The organism is Rhizobium sp. BK661 (genome assembly GCF_024808825.1).
Taxonomy (GTDB): domain Bacteria; phylum Pseudomonadota; class Alphaproteobacteria; order Rhizobiales; family Rhizobiaceae; genus Rhizobium.
Genome location: NZ_JANTYT010000009.1, coordinates 186,353 through 209,981, shown reverse-complemented (window position 1 = coordinate 209,981; position 23,629 = coordinate 186,353). Strand labels below are relative to the sequence as shown.

The following is a 23,629-nucleotide window of genomic DNA, read 5'->3' as shown; positions in this document are numbered from 1 at the left end:
GGAACCGCCCGACGACAATAACTCCCACCCTGAAGGGCGAATATGGCGATCACGTGGGTTCGGGCTTGTCCCACAGCCAAGAGAACAGCAGCGTTTCGGCGAGTTCCATGAGAGCATCGACGGCGCGGCTGCTCAAAGAGCCCACTGCCACTGTCTCTTTCGTATAGAGCGGCACCTCACGCAGCAGGCGGGCTCCCGCTGAGATGCGAAGCGTCCCAATTTCATGCCCGGCCTCCACCGGCGCCATTAAAGGCCAGCGGTAAACGATGCGCGCCGACAACCGCTCGGGATTGTTGATTGGTATATAGACACTCACAGGAGCCTTTGCGACGAGGTCGACGCTACGCGACGTTCCTCCATAAACGCTTGCCTGGCCAATTATCTCCGCATCTGCAAAAATCTGGCGGCTTTCGAATGCGGTCAGCCCCCATTCGAGCACTCGCTTCGCTTCCTCCGTGCGTTCCTTGTCGGAGGCGATGCCGCCAAGGGCCATGAACAACCTCCTGCCGTCGCGCTCTGCCGAGGCGACGATCGAATACCCCTCGCCCTCGGCAAAGCCGGTCGCCAGACCATCGACCCCCATGCCGAAACCAAGCAAGGGATTGCGGTTGCGCTGAAAAATCCTGTTCCACTCAAAATCCGGCTGAGCGAAATAGGGATAAAGGTTCGGATAGGACTTCTGTAATTCCGCAGCCAGCGTCACCATGTCGAGCGCGGTCGTCTTGCTCTTGCTATCGGGCAGTCCGGTCGAATTGCCGAAGATGGACCGCTCCATGCCGAGGGTCTTAGCCCGCCGGGTCATGGCGGCGGCAAAGGCGGGTTCGCCGCCACTCATTCCTTCAGCGAGAATGATGCAGCTGTCGTTAGCGCCCTGAATGGCGATGCCCTTGACCAGATCCTCGACGCGGACATTCGATTTGAGGGCAGCAAACATCGTTGCCGTGCGCGATGGCGCACCCCCGGTTCGCCAAGCATACTCGGAAACGGGATATTGCGTATCGAGGGTGATCTGGTTCTGCGCGAGCGCGTCAAAGACGAGATCCATCGTCATCAGCTTCGCCAGCGACGCCGGCGAGAAAGTCTGGTTCTCGTTCTTGGCAAGAAGCACCGTGCCGGTGGATCCTTCGATCATATAGGCTTGCGCAGCCTTGGTGACAAAGGATGCGTTGGTGTCACCGCTTGCGGCAACGGCGGCTGTTGCAAAAGGCACGATACAAACACAGAGGCGAGCAAGACGCTTCAACACCGAAAACCCCATAGCTCGGGCGACTTTGAAGATGCTAATGGCGGACCGACCGCAACGCAACGGCGTCTGTCACTTACCGGATACGGCCGTCGGCTTCTGCCGCTTGAAGGATGCAAGGATGGAATCCGGCGTCAGCCCATCGTTGCGAACCATCACCGCATCGAAGGCGAGCTCGACGGTCACGGTCTTTGCGCCCTCGTCCTGATACCCCATTGCGAGAGAACCCAGCGAGCCGCCGTTGGGACGCTCGTATGGGAAGGGTCCAAACTCCGGCAGGACAACCACCGGCCCGGCCCCTGGCTCCGCCAAGGGAGCGACGCCACCGAAAGACGGCGACGGCATTGGCGTCGGAATAGGCGCAGCGTTGTAGCGGGCACTGGGGGTCGAGCCGGCATAAGACGTCGCCGAGACCGGCACGGGCACATTTTCTGGTTCGGGCGTGAAACCGCCAACGCCTTGCAGCTGATCTGCCGTTATGCGCTTGCTGTTGGAGGCGACCATGACGCCACTGGCGATCTGTCCGCCGCCGGGATTGATCCCTGGAATGCGGCTGCCCTTCGGCACATAGGAGGCCATCAGATAAGGCATGTCGTGGCCATCCATGCGGGCACGACCAACATACTGAACGCGGACGTTTCCGGTGCCACTATGCTGCAGATCGAGCATATCAGCGGTCTTATTGGACAGGTCGATAATGCGCCCTTCGTGATACGGACCACGGTCGTTGACACGCACGATGACGGACGCACCGTTTTCCGTGTTCGTCACGCGCGCATAGCTCGGCAAGGGAAATGTCGGATGTGCGGCGGAAAGGTGCATCTGGTCGTAGACTTCACCGTTTGCCGTAAGGCGACCATGGAAGGCCGAGCCGTACCAGGACGCGATGCCGACCTTGTTATAGGCGAAATCTTCCTTCGGATAATACCACTTGCCCTTCACGACATAGGGGTCTCCAACCATATAGCGGCCGCCGCCCTTCGGGATATTGTTCCCGGTGGCAACGCGCGGACTGGCCTTGACGCCGTATTCCTTCTCGGAAAAATATTCCTTGCCGTGCGTGCGTTTTGTCGGTGTCGGCGCGGTGCCACAAGCCGTAACCGTCGCACAGATCAGCGATAGCCCAACCCATCGCATTCCTGTTGCGAATGACGCCGCCCCGCAATCTCGTCTCATATGTCCCACGCCGCTCAAGACCGTTATGGTTAAGAAATCTGCCCCGATCTGGGTCAGACACCCCTAATCCCACCAACCTAACGAGACTTTAATCATGCGGCTTTCATGGCAATTTTGCGAAGCATTTCGCCAAGATAGGAATAATTCTAATTAATATGGTTAACAAATCACTAATTTAAGACTCCGGATAATGCGCGCTTCACGGCTGACGCACCAGGCGCAAAGCTCCTTCCACTACGAACTCTACGCCGTTAGAACCAGTTGACGCTGTCAGCGAACGGCTTTAAACGCTCCATGCCTGCGTTGACCGCGACAGGCGACGCAGCGGAAGCGCCGGTTTCAAAAACGGCATTCAATCGACTGCATGGAAGAGTGTCCGAGTGGTTTAAGGAACCGGTCTTGAAATTCGGTTCACGGCATCTTCCATCATCCCCGCCGGTCCCCAAACATGCTGAAAAGTACGGGAATATGTCAGTGGTGATGCCTGCATGTGCTACCGCATTTTATATTGTGCTACCGAGTTGGGTAGCAAAATGGTAGCAGCTTGTTCCATGGATGTTCTGGGAGCAAACCCGCTCCGTTATGAACCGGGCCCCACCTTTTACCGCACTTTGTTAGATCGCCGAGCCTTCATTCTCGAAATAAGCGAGTGCGGCGGCAACCATTGCTGAGACAGTCGGGCTCGCATCAAAGTTTGTGCTGTCTTCGCGAGCGAGGCGCAACGCCTCAATTGCTGCTTGCCGCGTCAAAGCTGGCTGTTCCCAATTTTGCAGTACCTCCAAGGGGCGGCCGTACGTCTTCGCTATTACAGCGTCCTCCCCTCCATGCGAGGGCCATTCGTGCTCATCGATCGCGATGAAGGCCATATTTCCACATCGATAAGCCTCGATCGCATCCGCGAGTGCATCTTCCGGCGGGTCAAGAGGTATAGTTGGTACGGACACCACAACTGCAGCCTGTCTTTCCAGGTTTTCGAGGTAGCGAAGTACCGCTAGGCGTAATGGCTCACCCATCCCGTCAATGAAGACATCCTCTTCTGCCATAAGCTTTAGGGCCTCTATCGCCCCTTCACGGGTGCGCGCAGCGTCCTTCCATCCAATCAGAGCCCGCTCATGCTTTTCATATGTTTCCGAAGCAATTGCGTCCTCGTTTTCGGAGGTGACAGCCCCTGCTGCCGACATGGCACGGAAGGCATTCGCACCTTGGCGGTACGCGATGATCGTGTCGCGCAAGACATCGACCTTTCTAAAGCCGGGAGTTTTGTGGACCAGGTGGACTCCGTGTTCGTTTACAGACACTCGCTCGAGCTTCAACTGCGGAAAGTCGCACAGAATGATCCCGATTTCGTTGGCGAGCGTCTGAAGCCGCCAGAGCGCCTCGCTCGGGTCATCCGCCATCGCGAGAGCGTCGTCGACTGCGGATCTCATTTTTGCAAAGTTCTGGGCCAACCGAGTTTCGTCGGGAAGACCCACCGCCCCTTTATATCCATTGGTCCCGGCAGCAGTCATATTTTGCTCCACTTCCTGTTTGGCGCCCCACATTGAGCGGAGCCGATCAATCGGGCGCGAGAGATTCCGAAAGAATGAAGCGCGGACAACGGCCGTGGTGCAGGAGAGTAAAAGCTTCCCTTCTATCCACCGGACAACTTGAAATGCGTCCTGTTTTGAACTTGAGCGCTCACTGGACATAGCTTCGCCGGCGGCCGGAATCGATGTCTTCGGCATTGTAAATTTCCTTCAGTTGGTAGTTATTATGTGCATATTAACTACCATGATTAACCAGATGTCAATAACTATTGCAATATTTATTGCCTTAGTTATTCAGCGAAGCTAAATTGGTCATGAATGCACGAAAGGACTGAGATGGGACGGCCGCCTATACCGACGCACTTGAAGAGAGATAAGCGCCTTGTCGTCATGCTGACGGAGGCAGAGACCAAGCTTCTAAGCACGGCCGCGACAGCCGCAGGCGCCGCCAGTCTAAGTGATTGGGTAAGAGACCTTTTGGTCTCTGCAGCTGAGGAACAACGAGCTAGCTGATATTATAGACTGTGTCCTGGACCTCCCGCAGCCCCTTGGGTGCCGCCACCTCACGCCGCTCCCCATCGCCTTAGTCAGTGATGCGCAAGCGATCAGCATAGACTCCAAACCGCGTGCCACGCCCGATGACTACAATGGACGTCCCCGCTCCCAGCCGTTGCCTCAGCTCTTTCGACACGCCGCAGACCCTATCGAACATGAACGGCAGCCCTTCGAGTTCGACCGGTGAACGGCATCCTCTTGATCCGTTACCATCCGCGCTCGACACCGTGAAAGGGATCTCAACCTCATGGCCCAAGAACAACGCCAACAACATCGGGCCGAGGAAAACAAGGTTCTTCCCTAGGACATAACCAAATAGCGGACTGAACAAGATTCCAACGAGGCCTTTCACGGTCGCTGGAGATTGCCGCGCTCCCATTACCACTAGCCAGAACATCAGCCCACCAGTGAATAGCCCTATAACGATGCTTGGCCGCTCCACCCACGTTACCAATTGAGCCGAGGGTAGGAACTCGACGAATATCAACGTGAGAGAAGTAAATAGAGCCAGAAAAAACCCAGCGGCGAGCAGGATGCGAATAGGCTTGGGAAGAGGTCGCCGCTCCTGCTTATGCTCTTTCGTTACATCCAACACGCGCTCCCAAACAAGGCTCACTACCAATACGCATTTCAAGTTGCATATAGCAGGATTAACTGCGGTTGCGATTTGAAATTCTGCGGGGGCGGCTGTCGATGAAAGAAGAGGTTAATTCAAGTTGATCGACGAGCGTGAACAGCTACGCAGACTGCAGCTACCGAAAGAAGGAAGAGCGTTGGTGACACCCACGCCATTATCAACATAACCGCGTCACTATCCTCGCACTGCACGGCCTCCGGGCATCCACGGGAAGCAGCGTCGCTCGAAGCGGCGAGCCAAACGAACCCGAAAACGAGGGACATTGCAAAGCTGCCTACTGCAACAGTGCCAGCAAAAACGAGAGTGGTCATCTTTGCAGCTTTAGAGAAACTCATTACCCCTCCGTTTACTGGGTGCTGGGCTCGCCATAGCCATTGTCTAAAGAAGCTTCGAACGCAACGCCAAAGACAAATGAAATCTTAGTCTTGACGCCCCGCCCAGTAGCCCCAACTGTCACCCTGCTCGGGCGGGAGTGTAAACACCAATCCATCGACATCATGCGGCTGTCGGCAACCTCTTCAAGGAGAGGCGCTATGCGCATGGCCTATCAGCCCAAATACAAATGGGGCCGAACAACGATCGACGAGCGCGACGTGCCGACCGATAACGACTGGTCCGGGTATGACGGGGAGATTGTGATCGGGAGGATTCAGCTTCAGCCGCACGGCCTGAAAAAGGGCCAGTGGATGTGGTCGGGCCAAGGGCCAAGGACGAGGAAGAGGCTGCTGCCACATCAGGGGTTCGAACCTGAAGGCCGGGAGGCGATGCGGAAAGTCGAGGACTATTATGATAGGCTGCTGGCAGCCAATGGAATCAGTGCGGAGTTAAAATGACAAGCTTTAGCAAGCAGGAAATTGCAGTCCTCAAAAGCGCAAGCCAGCATTACGGACGCTATATCTGCGAGCCCGGATCATCCGGCATGGAAAGCGTTTGCGAAGGGCTCGTATTGAAGGGCTATGCCACGCCATTTACATGGGAGAAAGTCGGCTCTGGCATAACGTTGACGCCCAAAGGCATCAACTACGCCAGCGAGGAGCCGTGACCCGCTACGAGATCCCCGGCATGATCTTCGCCGTCCTCCTCGTCATGGGGTTTATAGCCGTGATCGGGAAAGGCGTGTGGTGGCTGGGGTCTTGGGTGTTTGGCCTAGGCGTTGGTGTCTAGCGACCGCTGTCCACGCTTTGCCTTCGCAGGACGCCTCTCCGGGCGCTGCTGGATGTACTCTTCCTTGACCATCAGCATTTCGGCAGCCAGAGCTGCAGCCACGAATGCCTCCCTCGCCTGCTCAGGATCTCTGAACCCCTCCATGGCCTCCAAGCACATGGTCTGCGCTCTGACCCATTCCTTGCCCTTCTGGTCGTCTGGCCAGCGATAGAGCAAGCTATGGGCCAGATCGGCAAGCGTTGAATGCCGGCGCATGGAAATGCCGTTGCGCTTCTCGACGCACACTAGGCAGTCTCTAATGGGGAAAGTTTCACCTACGTATTGGGACATGCGTCACCTCCGGCCGAATCAGGTGAGGATCGGGACCGGAGAGTCAATAAGCCAATATGAGAAACATCTAATTTGTACGCTGGATGACAGGAACAAAAGGTATTCCCGGTCGGTTTTTGGTGCGGAAGAGGGAAGCACACATCCCTCTTTCGTTTTCCTCGTCTTCATCACCCTGCCCCGCTCATTCAAGCGGGGCTTTTTTCTGCGTATAATTTTGACATCTCGACTAAACCGGCTGCTGGAACAAAAGCTGAAGCGTCTTGTTAGGCGCTCGGAAAAGGAGATGACAGCCTCTTTTTCCGCTTTCCTAGTCCCAGAGCCCCGCCTGTTTTCCTGTTCAGGTGGGGCTTTTTCTTACTCGCCGCATAAAAAATACGACATTTTACGGATATCTTTTCGGAGCCTTAGATCCCATTTTGGCTGGGCGTCGAGAACGGGTGGTTAACCGCGGCGCAGGGTTGAAAGACCCTTGGCCAAGGGCTGCGTTGGAATCAGTCCTTGGCCCCAAGCTGCCCTTTACCGAGCTCCAGCTTTCTACGGCTGGCCTCAAGCTGTTGAGCTAGACCAGAAGCTGTTGAGAGAATTTCGGCTGCCGTGGTAAGGCGTAGCGCAGGAGGTGTCTCAACGGATCCTCTGGCGCCCGTCCATTCCGTCTACATGGCTTGGTGGGAATAATCAGCATCGGCCTCTGGTTTCAACTGGACCTGCTTGGCTACTCCATCGAGCTTGTCCGTCAAGAACATTGGTTGCAAACTCCCTCCCTTCGTTAGTTCACACAAGCCGCTCGGGTGCGTATTGTCGCCAGCCTGAAGACAACCTTGTTCTGCGGCACTGATTACCGACTGGTAGAACTGAAGGGTCCGCCCTAGATAGCGGGAGCCGTTCCGCGACAGATGGCCGGCGTCCTGATAGAAGCCGACACCATTCTCCTCGATTTTGCAGAGCTCGCCGTCACACATGAACTTTTGGAAGTCCAGGACAGGATAATGTTCTGATATCTCTCCAAGGAACCGTCTTACGGCAAGATTGTATTGCCCAGCGGCGCGGGAAGACGGACGACAGGGCTCGCCGGAAATGCCGAACTTGCGCGTCCGAGCCAAACACAGGCCGATATCGCGACCATCCTGAGGCGGGGGAGCAAATACCACAGGGTTGACGCCATTCGATCTCAACCAATCCAACGTCTTCATGAATTCGGTGACAGCGACATCGTAGCGGGCTGACGTTAGTCCCTCGCCTCTCAAATAGAATTGCCCTGGTTGGACGTAGAGTCTGAAGGGTGATGAGACCACCACATACTTTAAGCTGGGATGGGCGACGATGTAGCGTCTGACATCGTCATTATGATCAAGGCACTCCTGTGGCCAATTCGCTCCCTCACTTGCTGGGATCGGAGCCAGATCCATAAACGGTCCGCAGTTGTTTTTGTTAAGCTGCATGAGCCGAATGTCGGGTTGCGACGCAAGCAATCCATCTACGAGATGCATCGCGTACGAGTCTCCCCAAACGGCGATTTCTGGCCGATCGCTCGTGGCGCATTTGGCGAGAATCCTTCCCTTGCAAGCGCGATCAAGGCCGAAGCTCTCAGCATCCATTGCAATGATATCGGCTGAGCGGAACGCCATACCATCGGTCTTGTCCCCGACTAAACCGATAGCGATCATCAGTCCCCCGACTACGGCTGTCCCTGAGAATATCGCTTTCCCGCTGAAACTGCCGCGGCGTCGAAAAGGGATCTCGATGAATTTGTAGGTCAGGTATGCAAGCAAGAAGCAAAGAGCCAGCAGGGCAAGATAGGCAGGCCCTGATAGGCCGTCCAGGCTTCTAATCCGCGCAAATGCAAGCACTGGCTGGTGCCAGAGGTAGAGGCTGTAGCTCCACAGGCCAATTGTGACCAGAGGTGGGAAACTTAACAGCCGACCGGCTAGGTTGGCCTGAGAGGCAAATGCCAAGACCAGCATCGTCCCAAGGACGACTGGTATGGTTTCCAAGCCGGGATAGAACGGGCTCTCCGAGACCAATACATACGAAATCATCACCAGAATCAGCCCGAACGAAGCCAAGGGGCCAGCATATCTATTCTGCTCTGTGCGTCCCGGGTACAGCGCAAGCGCCGCGCCAGCGCCAAGTTCCCAGAAACGTGTTGGCAATAGGTAAAAGTTCGCAACAGGATCGAAACGAGGTACGACCTGAGTCAGGGCGAAACTTACCAACGTCAAACATATGACGACGGTTAGCCCTCTATTTCCCTTTGAGCGCCGCAGGAGGATCAGAAGCAATGGAAACAGCAGATAGAACTGCTCCTCCACCGCTAGCGACCAAGTATGCAGGAGAGGTTTTAGTTCGTTCCTGGCCGAAAAGTACCCATCACTGTGCCAAAACAGGAAGTTCGAGACAGATAAGTTGACGTGAAAAAGGCTCTTGCCGAAATTATCTAGCTCCCGTGGTAACATCCAAAACCAAGCAAACGGGATGCAAACCAAGCAGACGAAAAATAGTGCTGGCGCGATGCGACGAGCGCGTCGCTCATAGAAAGCAGCGAGCGTGAAAACGCCCGTCTCCAATTCCTCGCGAATGATCGATGTTATCAGAAATCCACTGATGACGAAAAATACGTCTACACCTGCAAAGCCGCCCTTAAGAAAAGCAAAGCCAGAATGGAAAAGTATAACTGGCAACACGGCGATAGCCCGCAGGCCGTCAATCTCTTGTCTATATTTCATTTACAAAAACCGGCCTCTGCGGAACGGGCCAGCTACCACAGAACTCGATCTGTCGTCTAGAGTTCCGCCCGGTGTCATGTATCAACGGCGACGAGCGCTTTTCTAGGGAATGGAGAAGCTGGAGAAACCGCCCCTGAGCAAGAAGGCGACGATACCCATAATGATGCCGGTGATAATCGCCCGGTTGACCCACTTCAGCGTGCCGCCGATCTCGTCAATCTTCTTGTCCAGCGAGGTAAAGCGGGCGTTCATGTTGTTGAACTGCTCGCCCCGCTTGGCGTCCTCGATATCGCTCATCCGCTGACCTCGTTCCAGATCGCCGACGCGCTGGAGAATGGTCGTGTGCTGGTGTTCGAGTGAGACGACGCGCGAGCGCAAATCCATGTCAGTTTCCGTTGGCGTCAATTCCCCTGCCCCTTGAATGCGCATTGCAATGCTATGGTTTCATGATTGACCGGAAAGATCCGATCGACTATTTCCGCCGCCGCCGTGCTCCTAACCTCCGAGGCGGCACTAGGAGGGCCCGGCCTGCTGTGAGGGTCGGGCCCTTGCTACTTGCGCCACTTGGACAGGATCTGCTCGCCGGCCTTGCCGATGAAGAGAGAGCCAACGATAGCCCCCATCCAATCGCTCAGTGGGTCCGGTAGAGCGGCAATCGTCCATTCCTGCGGGTAGGCGCACCCCTTGCACCAAAGCAGGGAATAAACGCACACAGAGCCGAACCAGAAGCCAGCCGGAGCAAGGAAGAGGATCGGGAACCACCAGCCGCGGCCGGTGAGCACCTGGGCTTGAGCGTTGACATAGCTTTGGACGGCTTCCGTCTTGATCCGCTCGCGCTCGGTGGTTGCGTCGGTGTTCTTGTCGATCGTGTCGAGGATCCGGCCCAGCGGCCGTTTGAACAGGCCGAGGATGAACGACCAGATCACGTTTTCCACCCCATCCGCTTGGCCAACTTCCACCAGAGGACAGAGCCGGCAGCTATGACAGCGGAGACAGCCAGGTTGATGGAGTCCGCCACTGCGGGATCTGTGGTGATGATTCCCTTGACCTCGTCACCGATCAGGCCCGACGAGGCCAGCCAACCGGCAAAGATGTAGAGCCCGATGCGAATCCAGACGGTCATGTTTCTTTCTTCGTGAAAATGGCTGCGATTGCCTTGAGAAGAGCAGAGAGCCAATTGCCGTCAGAGACAGGCTGCGGCTCGATGGTGATTGGCTTGGGCTGGGCAGGAGCCGTGGCTGGCTTTGTTGCGGCTGGCACGCCCCCAGCTTCCTTGATTGCCGACAGGAACGCCGTGTAGTAGCCGCCGATCAATTCCCACTTGTCTATGACGTTGACCGCGCGGCGGGCGTTCTTGAGGTCGTCAGGGCCGTTTGTAGGCAGGTAGGTGGCAATCCCCTTCCCTGCTGCGTTCCATCGGCCATCCAGCAGCCCCTTGATCATCACCCGAGCCGAGATGACCGGATCGAGCATCTTGTCTGGATAGGCGACGAGATCATAGGAGGCGTCAGCGGATGAGGTGTCGTAGTTCTTCAGCCAGGTAAGCTGGACCTGCCCGCGGCCGTAATACACATGCCCGTATCTGCCCGCAGGCTTGCCATACTCGCGCTTGGCGACAATCCGGCGAGCGCTGGCGTCATCCTTTGCGAAACCCTCTCTCACGGGAACCATGCGGGCGCCGGTCTCGTGATAGGTCGTGGCGAGGGCGTAGGCGAGCGTCTTGTCTCGGCCGTCTCCATGGGTGGCGAAGACGTCGAGAATGCCATTGATGCCGTCTACCTGCCCTTGAGTGAGAGACGTGCCGAAAACACCCGATGCGCGACGGCGCAACGCGGCGAAGAATTTCGCGCGATCCATGAATGCTCCAGATTGTTGGCAAAAGAAAAAGGCGCCCCGAAGTGCGCCTGGCTAGGTAGATGATGATTGAACGGCTTTGGTCACGAGCCTTTGAACTTGCCATCCCACTTTTCAGCGAGACGTTCTGTAAGGGTCCAGATGTGATCCATGCCCCAGTTGCGTCCGACCGCGACGACAAAGAGCAATTGAAGAATGCCAATCATCAATGGCGCCGACCACGTTGACATCTCCTTGAATGTGAAAACGTCAAAAACGAAGATCAAAGCACAGACCCATTTGAAACGCTCTTCGCGCCTGGCATCTCGCTCTTCGACAAGCTCCCTTTGCAACTGATCGACAACCTCGGACAACGCGTTGTCGTCCTTTGCGTCGTCAACCGGGAACAGTTCCTCAATTGTTGGCCTTGTTTCAGCCTTGGTTTTTCTGGGCTCGCTGCCGTCGCTCATTGAACTCTTGCCGGATTGCTCGATCAGGTATTACGATGCCATTCACGTTGGGGTTGTAATATTTTGCCCAGGCGCCGTGATCTTGATGCGTTATCGCAACAAGCGAAGATGGCCTCCGATCGCCAAGCTCATCGTAAATTTCGGTTATCGCGTCGTGTTCTGTTGTGCCCTTGGAAAACGCGTTCACTCGGAACACGTCCTGAATCGGCTTATCGCCATATGCCTTCACCTGACGATAGAGAGTCGGCTCGACGGGCCCGAGATCCCAAGCTTGGAAGGTCCCGTCAATCAAAGGCTCTCCGTACTCGCCCAAGTGATACATGTGAGAGAGATAAAGCAGCTTCTGCAGAGGCAGGTTACTTAATTGCCAATGGCTCAATTCACAAAGCGTTTTGGCGGCTTTGAATGTACGGATCATCGACATTTGCCTCCTTTCGCGATGTCAAGTCTTGTCACACAAATAAGTTGATTCCTCTCATGTTTCCACATGGCCCACAAAATAAAGGTTAACTCGTCGAATTCGGCGCGAGGTCGCGGCTCACGCAATTTCTCAGCGTCCACAAATAACTGTTCGACCCAAAGTAGCTTTGCGCCGTTCATCCGATTACTTGAGCGCTCAGACGTGAAGATATGCCCGATTCTGAGAACCAACGCGAAAGCGACGAGCTTCCGACACCTGCGCCACTCCCTGAGGGCGAGAAATTCTACGACCCTTGGGAAGAAGAATTTCGCAAGAGCTTCAAGGACGATAAGACCTTCGATTTTTGAAGGTCGGTGAAGTGATCTGCGATACTCCTAGCAGGCCATGCTCTGAATGACGGAATCGACCGTCTTGAACAGAACCATGCCGACCCAGAAATAAAGGATGGCGTTAGGATGAATGCCGTCATCCAGGTGAGCGGCCCACTGCGGATAATACATTCGCGTCTGCCAGGAGATGTCCGCAATCGTCAGGCTTGTAATTGCCTTCACGCCCGTATCGAGCGCAACCATGATCTGGTCGTGGCTGTTATTGAGGGGGTTGGGGGATTCATAGATAAACCGCTTTTCGCGAGCCTCGACGAAGTTCTTCAAGCAAGTGTAGTAGGCCTTATGAGCGTTGGCCGTGTTTCCGACGACATAGGCGTCGTTGATGCCCCAATTCGCCACAACGATGTCGTCGCAATGACAATCCATGTGTTGAACGACGTTCTTACCTTCAAAAAGCGGGGTGTCGAGCGCCTGTATGATGGTGCTGCCGCCAATTCCGTAATTGCTGACGCAATGAATCCCTGCGCCGTACTTCTGGTCGAGCATCATCTGCAGAGTCTTCGAGGGCGGGAATTCATTCTGCACGCTCACGTTTCCCTGGCGGGAAAGGCCCATCTGCGTGCTGTCACCATACAGGCCAATTCTCATGAAAGAGATCCCTTCAGGAGCTTGTGCAGCACGTCGCCGATCCAGAGATACATTATCGCGTTCGGATGGATGCCGTCAGTCAGGTGGGCCGTCCACTGCGGGTAGTAAGCCAATGTTTGCCCGAGGATATCGAGAACCTTGATTCCTGGTATCGACTTGACGGCGGCGTCGAACGAGATTTCTTTCGGCCCATTCATATGGTTGATCGGGTTCGGAGACTCGTAGAAAAACGGCTTTCCTGCTCCTTCGACGCAGGCCTTGAGCGATGCGTACCTGGCTTTGTGCGCCGCTTCCGTATTGCCGGCCGGTATCAGATCGTTGATGGCGAAGTTCGACACGACGATGTCGTCATCATGCGCGGCGATATGCTGCAATATGGTCCCTTCCGGATAGATCGGCAGGCTCATCGCATCGATAAGGCTCTTGCCGGAGATCCCGTAATTCCTGACCGTATGAACGCCGGTGCCGCACTGCTGGTCCAGAAAGCTTTGCAGCACCGCCGAGGGTGGGTGATCCGCCACGTAGGCTGTTGCTCCCCACACCGATATGCCGACCTGCGTGCTGTCGCCGTAAAAGCCGATTTTCATCCGCGCATCCTCTCGACGAGGAGCGTGCCGGTCAGCGTCCCGCCACCAGAGTTTATTATCCGAAATGCGTTCTGCGCGGCCGAAACAGTATGGAAGAAGGACATTCTAGACGCCTTGCGAATGCCAGAAAAAGACGCCACCGCTTTCGAGAACCCCGATGTTTGGACGGCTTGGTTGAACTCAAACATCTCCACGGTAATCGGGGTGTTCGAGGAAGCGTCAGAACCAAACGAGTCCGTCAACAGCATTCCTGATGTTGGCGCCTGGTTCTGCGCCGAAGGCGTTGTCGTCGAGCCGGCGATACTCTGCGCGAAATAGTTGTTGGCTGTATCGAACGATGAGCCGTTATTTGCACTCATCTGGATTGCGATAATCCCGAGCGCAGATTGACTGAGAAATCCGCTGATCCGGAGGAACCGCGAGGCGGCTTGATCCGTGACAATCAGCGACGAAGCCGCCGACAGCGTGAAGAGCCCTACCGTCTCCCAGGGCGATGAACGGATGACCGTGAAGAAGCTCGTACCGTCGCAAATTATCGTTGCGCTGGTCCCGTTCGGCACGGCAAGCGTTGCCGCCCCGTTGATCGTCTCTGCGCCGTTCGGGTCGATAGTCAGCGCGCCACCGTCAGCAACGACGGTGTAGTGCCAGCTAGAACCTAGCGTGGCCGCGGCAGTGAGAGAGACAGTAGCGGCAGCGGCATAGCGGTGGACCGCGTTGTTGTCCGCTGCCAGAGCTGTATAGTTCCCGCTTTTGGCGGCGTAGACCACCTTGTTGTCGAGCGACAAGGCGGTTTGTGCAGCGGAAGCAGACGTAGCTCCGGTACCCCCGGCAACGACGGGACGAGCAAGGTTGGCATCAGCGACCAGGTCGTCGATCGTCGCGTTGTACTTCGCGCTCTCGATAGGCGTACTTGGCACTGCGGTGGTGCCGGCTGGCTTGCTGTATATTCCTGAACCGTTCCTGGGAATTGTCGTAACTCCTCTGCAATAGGAAAAGGCCCCCGGAACGGGAGCCCTTTTATTGGATGTCGATTTCGCTTATCTTCCGAGCCTCAACCTCGGATGGCAGGCAATGGCACTTCGCTTAGTTCAGATCGCATGCATCGTGATTACCGCCGGCATCCTTTGGATCATGCGAGAAGGCGTTGTGAGCCTCATGGATTGGGGCGGACCGGGCTTTGTGAACGGCTTCCTTGTTGGTGCCCTGTTCATTGTGGCCATGGTTGCTTTGATTATGTGGCTTGACCCTTCATCGCGCCCCCGCGGGACTTCCCAGCAGAAGCGCTTTGACGACCGGGTTCACTAGGGCCGGCACTTGTGCGGGTCCCCCGGCGGCCATGAGCGCCCTAATAACCGCATCCCGGTTCTGATTGACGAGCGTGCTCGCCAGGCTCTCACGGGCGCGGTCTCCCGACTGAGGAAGCAAAGCCGCCGCCACCTTCTTTGCCTTGTCTAGTGCAACCGCCCGAGCCGCACCGCGAACGCCGCCAGCCTTGAATGCCTCTTCAGCACCGAAGCCGACGCCCGCGCCGCCAAGCTCAGACTGAGCTGCCTGCCGCGCCGCCGTCTCACTATTTCTCGTGACGGTGTTGGCGGTATCGGCGAAGGCCCTTTCGTTCTCAAGAACCTTGATCACCCTATCGGCCTTGTCCTGCCCGAATAGTGTGGCCAGCCGGTCGCGGTTCCAGTCACCCTGCCCTTTGATCAGGTTATTTAGCGCTACGACGTCGTTTGCCTTTGTTCCGAGGATTCGATCGATCTCGGCGCGGGCACCCTGAGACAACCGCAGAGGTACTGCCGACGGACCGATCTGCATTCCTTGAGGGTTTGCACCTTGCGCCACCTCGTTGGCGAGTTCTGCCGGCCGTGGCGCTGTCTTCCCGCTCTCGAGCACCTGCTGGCCACGGTTCAAGGCTTCGCGTTGCCGTGCCAGCTCCGCAAAGGAGGCATCAGCCTCCTTGATGTTCGGAACAGCACGGGTCAGCCCATCGTCGATCATCTGCCGCGCATCGGTGAGAGCCGCGATGACTTTCGGATCGGCTTCCGTGGAGAGCATCCCGTCGATCGCCTGACGCGTCTGAAACATCGTTTGCGGATTGTTGTCGAGTTCCTCCGCGCCGAACCGGTTCAGCATGGTGCGGACGCGCTGAAGGGCTCGCTGCGGATCGCCGCGTAGCGTCTGGATCTGTCGCGTTAGGTCATCAGCGATGGGCGTCACATCGACAGGTCCAGCCCGCGTAAAAGCTTCCCGGTAGGCGGGAGAAAGAGCGCCCTGATTGTGGACTGCTTCAGCATCGAGTGCCGACACCAGAGGAGCACGGCCGAAGTTATCGTCCACGGTCGCATTGATGCGCGCATTCGCACCCTTCGACCGATCGAGGAGTGCCTTGCGGACAATCTCCTGCCCTCTTCCAGGTGTCGCGGCCAACGCCCCCGCCTGCTTCTGAAGGTTCGGGCCGAGATCTGCCAGCATCGCATCAGGGCCCATGTCGGTGAGGCGCTGCTGCACCATGGCTGGGTCAAGCGCATCATCCGTGACGGCACGGCGAACGAACTTCAAGGCCTCCGGATCGATCCCGGCCGCACGTGCAGCAAGCCGGTTCCTCCCAGCCTCGATAAGGGACTTCACACCTTTACCTACGAGGTCGGCAACGGATGGTCCTGCAGCACCCAGTATTAGCCCCGCCATCGCACCGCGGCGAGTGTCGTCCCCGTTGCCGCCCGACCGGACAGCAGCATCCGTACCGCCGAGCGCGCCACCGGAAACGGCTGAAAATAGGCTGCGAGCTAGCAGGGATCCGCCACCAGCACCGAAGGCTGCTGGCGCCGCCGCAACGAGCGGGATAGTCCCGCCCACTGCGCCCGTCACCTCACCTGCCTTGTGGATGACCGGATGAGCCTTGTTGGCCTCCTCGGTGATCCCCTGCGCCTGTTTCAGGTTCGTGTCGTAGCTTTCGCCATCGATGAGCGACGAAAGAGCCGCAGCTCCCCTTTGCGCGCCGTCGACCATCATCGGGCCTACGACCGGCACGCCGTCGGCTACGCTGGTGAGAGCAGAGCCGACAGCACCGTTGGCGCCCTGCATATCCTGCTGATCGATGAGCTTCTGGCTCTCCTCGAACGAAGGATGGGACTGCGCCAGCCGACGCTGCTTTTCAGCAGCAGCCAAGCGGCGGAACATTTCCTGCTTGGCAAGTTCCTTCAGATCATCGGCCATTGATATACCTATCCAGCTCTTCCATGCTCATCTTGGAGAAGTCGGGCGCGGGTTCGTCGCTCTTCTTCTTGCCGTAAGTCGGACCGGCGTCGCGAACCATGGCGTCGATCGCCGTCTTGCGATTCTGGGCTTTTTGTTTCAGGACCTCGTCGTTATCCCCCGGCTCCGGGAAATACTGCTTGCGAGCGTTCTCGAACTCAGTCGGGCCGATCACAGCGCCAGATTCACGACGAAGCTGGGCGTTGATGAAGTTGCGGCGCGCCTGGCCGAAGTTCTGGAAGTCGTTGCTCAATAACCAGTTTTCGGCAACGTTCGGGATATAGTCGTTATCGCTGACGAACTGGTCCTTCACGTTCGCCCCTGCCGCGCCGTACTTTTGGATGATCGCCTCGGCCTCGTTCATGCGATCGGCAAAGCCAGCGGCCTTGCTCTCGTCGATCGTCACCTTGGGCGCGGTGAGCGGTATCATGCCGGGGCGCTGCGGCGGCTCGGCGGCCTCAGGTGCCGGCGCAGGAGGGGGAGTCGGTGCGGATGGCGTGGGAGTAACCCCGCCGTTGCCAAAGAGGTCGACATATGGCTGTTGCTGTTCTGCTGGCTGTGCCTGCGGCTGAAGAGGCTTTGCTGTCCCTTCCTTTGGATTTCCAGAGAACACGCCCTGCGGCGTCATGAAGATGATTTCGCCATTCGGTCCGCTGACTGTCTTGCCGGCGCCGAGCTGCTGCGCCTGGTCCTCGGTGAGTGTGCCGCTGTCCATCAGACCGTTGAGCGCCTGTGCTTCCACGGACGAGCCCTTGAAGCGGAATCCAGACTGGCCTTCAGGCTTCGGAGCAACCTTGAACTCACCGGTGCTTTCGTTGAACAGACTACCGTCGTCGAGTTTCACCCATTTACCGGGAGCCTCGTAGATCACTTTGCCATCTGGACCGACAAGGCGTCCACCAACTTCCGTCGGCTTGTTCTTCTCGAGATCGATGCGCGCCTGATCGGCCGGCGAAATCTTCGGGTTCTTGAGGGCGTCGACTTCAAGCTGGCTTTTTTCGAGGCCGAGACGGTACGCGGGGTCTGCCTGCTTTGCTGCCCGCTCACGTGCCGCCTGCTGTTCCCGCAGGCCATTGTCGATGAGGGCGCGAACGACGGCCGACTGCCCCTGAGAAATGTAAGGGTCGTTGAGGACGTCGAACAGTTCAGGATTGACGCCGAGCGGGCCAGCCGACGGCGCCGGAGCGGTCAAGGCCTGCGCAACCTGCTGATTGCGACGCGGTACGGGAGTAGGAGCCGGTGTACCACGGCTTGCGGTCGTTACCTGCGGGTCAATATAGCCGGAAGCCGGGGCAACAGCCTGAATGGCCGCCTGCGGCGATGTTGCTCCTGCCTTGGGGTCGAGGCTGGCAACTTCCGTACCGCCGCCCTGAAAAGACGGCAGGTACGACGACGCAAAGCCCATGCGTCGCCTAACCTCGGCTCCGCCTGGTTCATTGTGGCCGGCGAAAGCCCAGGCGCTGTTCATGAGCCCCTGCGCCTCTTCAAGGCTCTTAGCGTTGTTCAAGGCCGCGATAAGCTGCGGGTTTTCCTGAAGGAAGAACTTACCCTGTCCGGATGGCGAAAGGTCGCCAGTTGCCGCGAGCGCCTCATAGCGGGGACCGCGCCACGACATGATGCCGCCTGCTGTTCCGGGCTGACCGCTCTGGCTCGGATCGCTCCACGTCCGATTGACGTTACCTGGCGAAAAGCCGCTCTCAGCGTTGCCGGTTGCCGCGACAGCCGCGAGGCCATACGGGTTCGTTATGCCGGGGGCGCCGTCGACACCTGATTTCACGGTGTTGATGAAATCCGAATAGACCTGGTTGGTGGTCATATCGATCGGCTTGCCCGCCGTGATCTCGGTAGCGGCATCGGTCATCGGAATTCCAGAGGAAGCCGAAGCCGAAGAGCCGCCAGCCCCATAGCCCGAAAGAGCCTGCCGGATTCGGTCGCTTACCGCGGACCGACCAGCCGCTTCCTTCTTGTTCAAGGCATTCAGACCAAGGCGGCCGGAAAGCGCCTGACCGATCGAGGCAATGCCATCGCCAATGGTCTGTGGAACGCTACTATTGGCGTTGGCAAGCAAGGCCTCGGCCACGGCACGCTTGCGCGCAAGGGATTCGGCCGTTTCGCCCGTATTGCCGCCGAAGAGAAAACCGGTTGCCATTTATGCAGCCATCCTTTCGCCCATCTGGAAGAGCTTGCCGTAGTGAACCTGCTTGAGGCCATCGGGACGGGTCGAAACAGCATCCGGACGCTTCCGCTCGGCTTCCTGCGCCATGACACCGATGTGTTTCCTGCCGTCGTCGTGCTTGCCCTTGTAGGAGTACTCATAGAGCTTGTGGCCCATGAGCTTGCCGACCGGCTTGATATCCTTCTTCGCCCTGCGGTCCGACAGCGCCGGATTGCCCGCAAAGGCAGCACCGAGGCCAAATAGGCCGCCGAGGATGTTATTCCGCTGCGCGACCTGCGTGTTATAGGCGCCAAGCTGGTTCTGGTAGTTCTGGTTGACCAGGCCGGCATAGTCGACCGTTGGCAGGGTCGGCTGATTGGTGCCGGCTCCGAACTGAGGCGTTCCGACCTGCGTGCCCGACAACAGCGCCGTGATTTCGTTGAGCGGCTGGTTACGCTCGGTCAGCGCTTCCTGCACCGCCTGCGAGCGGCCATTGAGAAGAAGGCTTGTGTAGGCGTCGTTGTTCGTCTGCCCCTGCTGGTTCAGTTCCTTGTAGTAGGCATCGGAGCCCGCCTTGATGCCCTGGTTGGCAAGGCGGGTGCGCAGATCCTCGTCGCGCTGGGCAATGACCGGATCAAGGCGCTTGCGGCCAAGCTCCATCAGCCGCGCTTCCGTCGCCTCATTCGAAAGGTCGACCGGCTTCGACAAATAGTCTTTGAGGAACGCCGACTGATTGTTGCCAATCTGCGAAAGATTGAGGCTCGCCGCGTCGTTCTGGTTCTTGATGGCCTGCTGTGCCGGCGAAAGGCTTGTGGTTTGCGTGTACTGAGGAATTGAGAACCAAGCGCCACTCGACGGGTCCTGATAGGCCTCATATCCGCTGACGCCATAGGTCACACTGCCATCTGGGCCATACTGGTTGACGTTGCCAAGGCGAGCGTTGGCTAGCGCCGTCGTGACGTTGGTGCCAGTCTGCGCTGCCGCAGTTGCTACGGGATCTGGAGCCTTAGGCGCCTTGGGCTTGCCCATCAGTGGACCTCATTCTTTCGATTGAACTTGTTCGACGCCCAATTTTCTTCCGTCAGCACGAAGACGTTTTCCGCTTCGTCCCTGCCCCGCAGCCGGGGGATTCGATATCGTTCGAAGCCGTAGGCCTTCAGCATCCGGTGCAGTGCCTTGTCATGATCCGACACCCGCAACACGACCGCCTGACACTTCCATTCCTTGAAGGGCGCTCCGAACAGGACACCCAGCGTTTCCCGGTTCAGCCACCGCTTGGAGGTCGCCGCCGCTGAAATCTCGATGACGCCGCTGTCGGGCTCGTAATTGTGCCAGATCGCCCCGGCAATGACGGCATCATGCTCGATCACCGCCATGCCCTGACAGTTGCCGAAATCGCGCCCTGCCCCCGGCCAGATATGCTCGGCAACCCAATGCGAGAGCAAATGGATCTCCTCGCCCTTGGCGATAGCCCAAGTGATCAATTCATCACCGTGCCGCGCTCCCAGAGCACGTCGAAGGCCATAAGCTCTGTCCTCGGGAATGGCGTGACGCCGCAGGTAATTTGGATCTGGGGCGAGACGATAAAGCCGGAGCGGCCGATCGAGACCCACTTTGTCGAGATGGAGCCAACGCCAGCGCTATCCCACTTGGCAACATCCCAGAGACCGCCGTCCCATTCGTCCGTTGAATAGTTCGCGACCGATGAAGGCGGCGTCGGCAAGGTAATCTGATAGTTCACCGACGCCGAAATCTTCGCGATGAACGGCACGTTCGACAGGAAAACCGCCCGCGCTGAATGAATGATCTTGAACGCGCCGGGTGTGCGGAGGTGGTCGGGAAGCCCTACATAGGTGCAGACGTAGGGCGCGCCGTCGTCCGAGCCGCCTATCTCCATCTGGTGGATTGTACCGCTGTTGGTCCCGAAGTAGCTGGAGCCGGCATAGTGCCCAATCGAGCGGGTTTCCCATCCGGTGAATTTGCACCAGGCGCCGGTTTCGAGGTTGGCGACAAACATGGCGCTGGAGATACCGGCATCCGGTACCGGGAGAGATACGAGCATCATGTTGTTCGTCGGCCACTTGACGATTTCCCACGGCAGCGTCCGGCGGGCGACGACCTCCTTCTTCCACTCCGGCTCGATGTTTCGCGTGACAGCAGAGAGTGAAAGCGCGGCCTCGTCCTTGTTCACGGCTTCCGAGATCGGCACGATTCCGTCCTCGGTACCGATCAGCAGATCACCGCCTGCCTGCATGTTGGCGTTGGCGCCCATCGGCGGGGTGATCTTGTAGATACCGACCTTCTGCCAGTTGTTGGCATCACCGGGGTTGGTGCCTTGAAAGACCGCGACCTCGCCCTCGGTCGAAACGACAACCCACTTGTCGTCGAGGCCATCGCCCGAATCCATCGACCACTTGCCGCCGCAGAGCAGCGAGCCGCCCTCTTGGAAAACGCCTGCAAGGCTGAACTCGGAGAGCGCACCGTTGACGCTGTCCACCGGCAGATAGAACACAGACATGGTGTTTTTGCGGATGTAGAACAGCCGGCTGGCGTATGACCAAACAAAGGAGAGATCCTGAGGAGTAGCCAAGCCCGTGAAAGCGTGGGTCGTCCACGTCGAACCGTCATAAAGCCGCGGCGTATCCGTTCCATTGACAGCAGAGAGGTAGTTTGTGCCGCCGGCGGTGCCGAATTGCGCCGTGGAGAAATATCCGGAAGTTAGGCCAGAGACGGCAGCGGCCGGGATGACGTTCGGGTCTGCTATCGTGGTGATGTTGAAAATCTTCGTGGCATCGGACGCAAAGAACTGCTCGACGCTGCCACTCTTGTAGGCCCACATGCGCAGGACAGGGCCGGCCGATATCGTCGCATACTTTCGGCATCCACCTCGCAGGCGAGCGCTCGTCTTGGTCGGGAACCAGTTTTCGAGGACGCGCGCGCCACCTGGCTTTGCAGCGGCAAGGCTCTCATTCGCGATCCAGCCCCGCACCGGAGGCTGAAACGTGAACGAGTTCGATACCGGCCTGCGCTTGGCGGCTTTCTGCTTCTTCTGAAACATCACTGCCCAACCGTGTAGGGGAACGCTGTCTTGACGCTCTGATAGCGATTGCGGGCATTGCCGCTCACGACAGGCTTGGAGCCGGTGTCGTTGTTCATCGCCGTATAGAGAGCGCGTTCGAAATTGATTTCGTCGTCATCCGAGGCAACGCCCTTCTGCGAGCGGTATTGCCAGATCATGCCGAGTTCGAGCACTCGCTCCGAGAGGCGGAAGGTGTCGTCATCGGCAGTGAACAGCGGCTTGTTTGCCCCGGAGGCCGGTTTGACGACGTTCTTGCTGATGTAGAAGAATCGAACCGTCTCGGAGGCCTTGCAGACCGGAAGAATGTGGATCTGGTCGCCGTAGATCGTCCATTGGCCTGAGACAGGGACAACAGGGACGGCCAGCGTTTCAAGCCAGTCGTCCGTGTTGGTGATGTGCTCAAGCCCCCACGACCAGCGGCTAGACCAGAGGCGAGCCGTTGTCTGCATGCGGGCATAGTCGTCGGGGAGAGCAAAAGTTTCGGTCACCCCGTCGCCAGTGAGCGTCTTGATTGCCTGGAGGGTCTGCCAGTCGAACTCCGCGTCCCTGATCCGCTGCGCCACTTCATTGGCGATGCGGACCATTTCCTGCATTTCGCGGTCGGTCGAGGAAAGCACGACATCCGGCTTTTCCAGACCGACAACAAGGCAGACGTTTTGAACGACTGACAGAATGGTCATCAGGCAGCATCCTCGGTCAGGAGAGCGCGAAGCGTGTCGATACCGGCCTTGTGGTGGTACTTGATGCCCTTGGCGTCGAGCTGGGCGCGGAGATCATCGATCTCGCCCTTGCCGCTCGTCTTTTCCTCAAGCAGCGCCATCGCGGCGGCGAACTGCTCCTGCTGCTCGGCAAGTGCCGCCTTCAGGGCCTCGATCTCGCTGTCGCGCTCTGCCTCGCGGCTTGCCATGTTGGCAGTGTCCACGTTGTCGATGAAGGCACGCGCCGCCTTGCGGAGGTCGCGCATGTTCGGAAGCCGGATCTTGTCGAGCTGGCCATCAGTTAGATCGCGAACCTCTTCGACGGTCCGGATGCCGTAACGGCGCAGTTCTTCGGCCGCAGGAGCAGAAACACCCGGCCAGTGGGCAAGCGGCATGCCGTGGGTCGGAATTTCGTGGCCCGACTTCCAGGCATCATAGGCCGGTTCGATCGCATCCCAGCGGGCGCGCATGAACTTACTCTTTTCCGACTGCTCGCCGTGGATCATTTCTTCGGTCGGTCTAAGGTGCCGGACCCGTTCGGTGGTCGCCGCGGTGAGAGGAGCGTGGGAAGGCGCATAGGTCACCCAATCGACCTCGATGCTTTCCATCACGCGCTTGCCCTTCGCGTCTATCTTGTAGCCTTTGGCGTCTACGTCATCGCGCAGCTCGTCGCCTTTGACGGGCACGCGTTCGAATGTGTGGTGGAAGCGAATAACGCGCACCAGCGGTCGCTGATCATCAGCCATGGGATTGTCTCGCTTTTTTTGGAAGGTGGAGAAAGAAAGGGCGGCCCTAAAGCC

General features: G+C 57.8%; 25 protein-coding genes. 3 read left to right on the top strand and 22 right to left on the bottom strand.

What is annotated here, in order from left to right:
- Positions 1–49: 49 nt before the first annotated feature.
- The 4 genes from FHX16_RS19600 to FHX16_RS19585 form a co-directional block, all read right to left on the bottom strand.
- Positions 50–1,246, bottom strand: a complete 1,197-nt coding sequence (locus FHX16_RS19600) for a D-alanyl-D-alanine carboxypeptidase family protein (RefSeq protein WP_259129812.1) — start codon at positions 1,244–1,246, stop codon at positions 50–52.
- 69 nt (positions 1,247–1,315) lie between these two features.
- On the bottom strand, positions 1,316–2,419 hold the full coding sequence (locus tag FHX16_RS19595; protein WP_183864211.1) for a septal ring lytic transglycosylase RlpA family protein: 1,104 nt from the start codon (positions 2,417–2,419) through the stop codon (positions 1,316–1,318).
- Positions 2,420–3,033: 614 nt separating this feature from the next.
- Complete coding sequence (locus FHX16_RS19590) at positions 3,034–4,143, bottom strand: hypothetical protein (protein WP_259129810.1); 1,110 nt, start codon at positions 4,141–4,143, stop codon at positions 3,034–3,036.
- Positions 4,144–4,528: 385 nt separating this feature from the next.
- Positions 4,529–5,092, bottom strand: a complete 564-nt coding sequence (locus FHX16_RS19585; protein ID WP_259129809.1) for a hypothetical protein — start codon at positions 5,090–5,092, stop codon at positions 4,529–4,531.
- Positions 5,093–5,670: 578 nt separating this feature from the next.
- Here FHX16_RS19585 and FHX16_RS19580 point away from each other — a divergent pair.
- Both FHX16_RS19580 and FHX16_RS19575 read left to right on the top strand, forming a co-directional pair.
- Positions 5,671–5,970, top strand: coding sequence for a hypothetical protein (locus tag FHX16_RS19580; protein ID WP_259129806.1), 300 nt, complete (start codon positions 5,671–5,673; stop codon positions 5,968–5,970).
- Positions 5,967–6,179, top strand: coding sequence for a hypothetical protein (locus FHX16_RS19575; protein WP_259129803.1), 213 nt, complete (start codon positions 5,967–5,969; stop codon positions 6,177–6,179). The genes FHX16_RS19580 and FHX16_RS19575 overlap by 4 nt, the downstream gene beginning before the upstream one ends.
- 104 nt (positions 6,180–6,283) lie before the next feature.
- Here the strand turns inward: FHX16_RS19575 and FHX16_RS19570 are convergent, their stop codons facing one another.
- The 8 genes from FHX16_RS19570 to FHX16_RS19535 form a co-directional block, all read right to left on the bottom strand.
- Positions 6,284–6,631, bottom strand: coding sequence for a DUF982 domain-containing protein (locus FHX16_RS19570; RefSeq protein ID WP_259129799.1), 348 nt, complete (start codon positions 6,629–6,631; stop codon positions 6,284–6,286).
- A gap of 653 nt (positions 6,632–7,284) precedes the next feature.
- Positions 7,285–9,354: an acyltransferase family protein gene (locus FHX16_RS19565; protein WP_259129797.1), complete on the bottom strand. Its 2,070-nt coding sequence runs from the start codon at positions 9,352–9,354 to the stop codon at positions 7,285–7,287.
- Positions 9,355–9,456: 102 nt separating this feature from the next.
- Entirely contained in the window at positions 9,457–9,738 is a 282-nt protein-coding gene (locus tag FHX16_RS19560) for a hemolysin XhlA family protein (protein ID WP_259129795.1), read from the bottom strand.
- A gap of 167 nt (positions 9,739–9,905) precedes the next feature.
- Positions 9,906–10,289, bottom strand: a complete 384-nt coding sequence (locus FHX16_RS19555; protein WP_259129793.1) for a hypothetical protein — start codon at positions 10,287–10,289, stop codon at positions 9,906–9,908.
- Positions 10,277–10,477, bottom strand: a complete 201-nt coding sequence (locus FHX16_RS19550; RefSeq protein ID WP_114713035.1) for a hypothetical protein — start codon at positions 10,475–10,477, stop codon at positions 10,277–10,279. The genes FHX16_RS19555 and FHX16_RS19550 overlap by 13 nt, the downstream gene beginning before the upstream one ends.
- Positions 10,474–11,211 (bottom strand): glycoside hydrolase family 19 protein, encoded by a 738-nt coding sequence (locus tag FHX16_RS19545; protein WP_259129791.1) that lies wholly within the window; start codon positions 11,209–11,211, stop codon positions 10,474–10,476. Before FHX16_RS19545 ends, FHX16_RS19550 begins: the two co-directional genes overlap by 4 nt.
- An 80-nt stretch (positions 11,212–11,291) precedes the next feature.
- On the bottom strand, positions 11,292–11,657 hold the full coding sequence (locus FHX16_RS19540; protein WP_259129789.1) for a hypothetical protein: 366 nt from the start codon (positions 11,655–11,657) through the stop codon (positions 11,292–11,294).
- Positions 11,620–12,075, bottom strand: coding sequence for a Panacea domain-containing protein (locus FHX16_RS19535; protein WP_259129788.1), 456 nt, complete (start codon positions 12,073–12,075; stop codon positions 11,620–11,622). The genes FHX16_RS19540 and FHX16_RS19535 overlap by 38 nt, the downstream gene beginning before the upstream one ends.
- Before the next feature lie 212 nt (positions 12,076–12,287).
- Between FHX16_RS19535 and FHX16_RS19530 the strand changes: the two genes are divergently transcribed.
- Complete coding sequence (locus tag FHX16_RS19530; RefSeq protein ID WP_259129786.1) at positions 12,288–12,425, top strand: hypothetical protein; 138 nt, start codon at positions 12,288–12,290, stop codon at positions 12,423–12,425.
- A 27-nt stretch (positions 12,426–12,452) separates the two neighbouring features.
- Here the strand turns inward: FHX16_RS19530 and FHX16_RS19525 are convergent, their stop codons facing one another.
- The 10 genes from FHX16_RS19525 to FHX16_RS19480 form a co-directional block, all read right to left on the bottom strand.
- Positions 12,453–13,055, bottom strand: coding sequence for an SGNH/GDSL hydrolase family protein (locus FHX16_RS19525; protein ID WP_259129783.1), 603 nt, complete (start codon positions 13,053–13,055; stop codon positions 12,453–12,455).
- A complete protein-coding gene (locus FHX16_RS19520; RefSeq protein WP_259129782.1) occupies positions 13,052–13,642 on the bottom strand; it encodes an SGNH/GDSL hydrolase family protein in 591 nt (196 codons plus the stop codon). Before FHX16_RS19520 ends, FHX16_RS19525 begins: the two co-directional genes overlap by 4 nt.
- Positions 13,639–14,559 (bottom strand): hypothetical protein, encoded by a 921-nt coding sequence (locus FHX16_RS19515; protein WP_259129780.1) that lies wholly within the window; start codon positions 14,557–14,559, stop codon positions 13,639–13,641. The genes FHX16_RS19520 and FHX16_RS19515 overlap by 4 nt, the downstream gene beginning before the upstream one ends.
- Positions 14,560–14,890: 331 nt before the next feature.
- Positions 14,891–16,858, bottom strand: coding sequence for a hypothetical protein (locus FHX16_RS19510; RefSeq protein WP_259129779.1), 1,968 nt, complete (start codon positions 16,856–16,858; stop codon positions 14,891–14,893).
- Complete coding sequence (locus FHX16_RS19505) at positions 16,848–19,046, bottom strand: hypothetical protein (protein ID WP_259129778.1); 2,199 nt, start codon at positions 19,044–19,046, stop codon at positions 16,848–16,850. Before FHX16_RS19505 ends, FHX16_RS19510 begins: the two co-directional genes overlap by 11 nt.
- Positions 19,047–20,081 carry a tail fiber domain-containing protein gene (locus FHX16_RS19500; RefSeq protein ID WP_259129776.1) on the bottom strand — a complete coding sequence of 345 codons (1,035 nt, stop codon included), beginning with the start codon at positions 20,079–20,081 and terminating at the stop codon, positions 19,047–19,049.
- Positions 20,081–20,536 (bottom strand): N-acetyltransferase, encoded by a 456-nt coding sequence (locus FHX16_RS19495; protein WP_259129775.1) that lies wholly within the window; start codon positions 20,534–20,536, stop codon positions 20,081–20,083. The genes FHX16_RS19500 and FHX16_RS19495 overlap by 1 nt, the downstream gene beginning before the upstream one ends.
- The gene (locus FHX16_RS19490) at positions 20,533–22,110 is read right to left on the bottom strand and encodes a hypothetical protein (protein ID WP_259129773.1); all 1,578 of its coding nucleotides are present in this window, start codon (positions 22,108–22,110) and stop codon (positions 20,533–20,535) included. The genes FHX16_RS19495 and FHX16_RS19490 overlap by 4 nt, the downstream gene beginning before the upstream one ends.
- Positions 22,110–22,811 carry a hypothetical protein gene (locus FHX16_RS19485; protein ID WP_259129771.1) on the bottom strand — a complete coding sequence of 234 codons (702 nt, stop codon included), beginning with the start codon at positions 22,809–22,811 and terminating at the stop codon, positions 22,110–22,112. The genes FHX16_RS19490 and FHX16_RS19485 overlap by 1 nt, the downstream gene beginning before the upstream one ends.
- Positions 22,811–23,575, bottom strand: a complete 765-nt coding sequence (locus FHX16_RS19480; RefSeq protein ID WP_259129770.1) for a hypothetical protein — start codon at positions 23,573–23,575, stop codon at positions 22,811–22,813. The genes FHX16_RS19485 and FHX16_RS19480 overlap by 1 nt, the downstream gene beginning before the upstream one ends.
- Positions 23,576–23,629 lie beyond the last annotated feature (54 nt).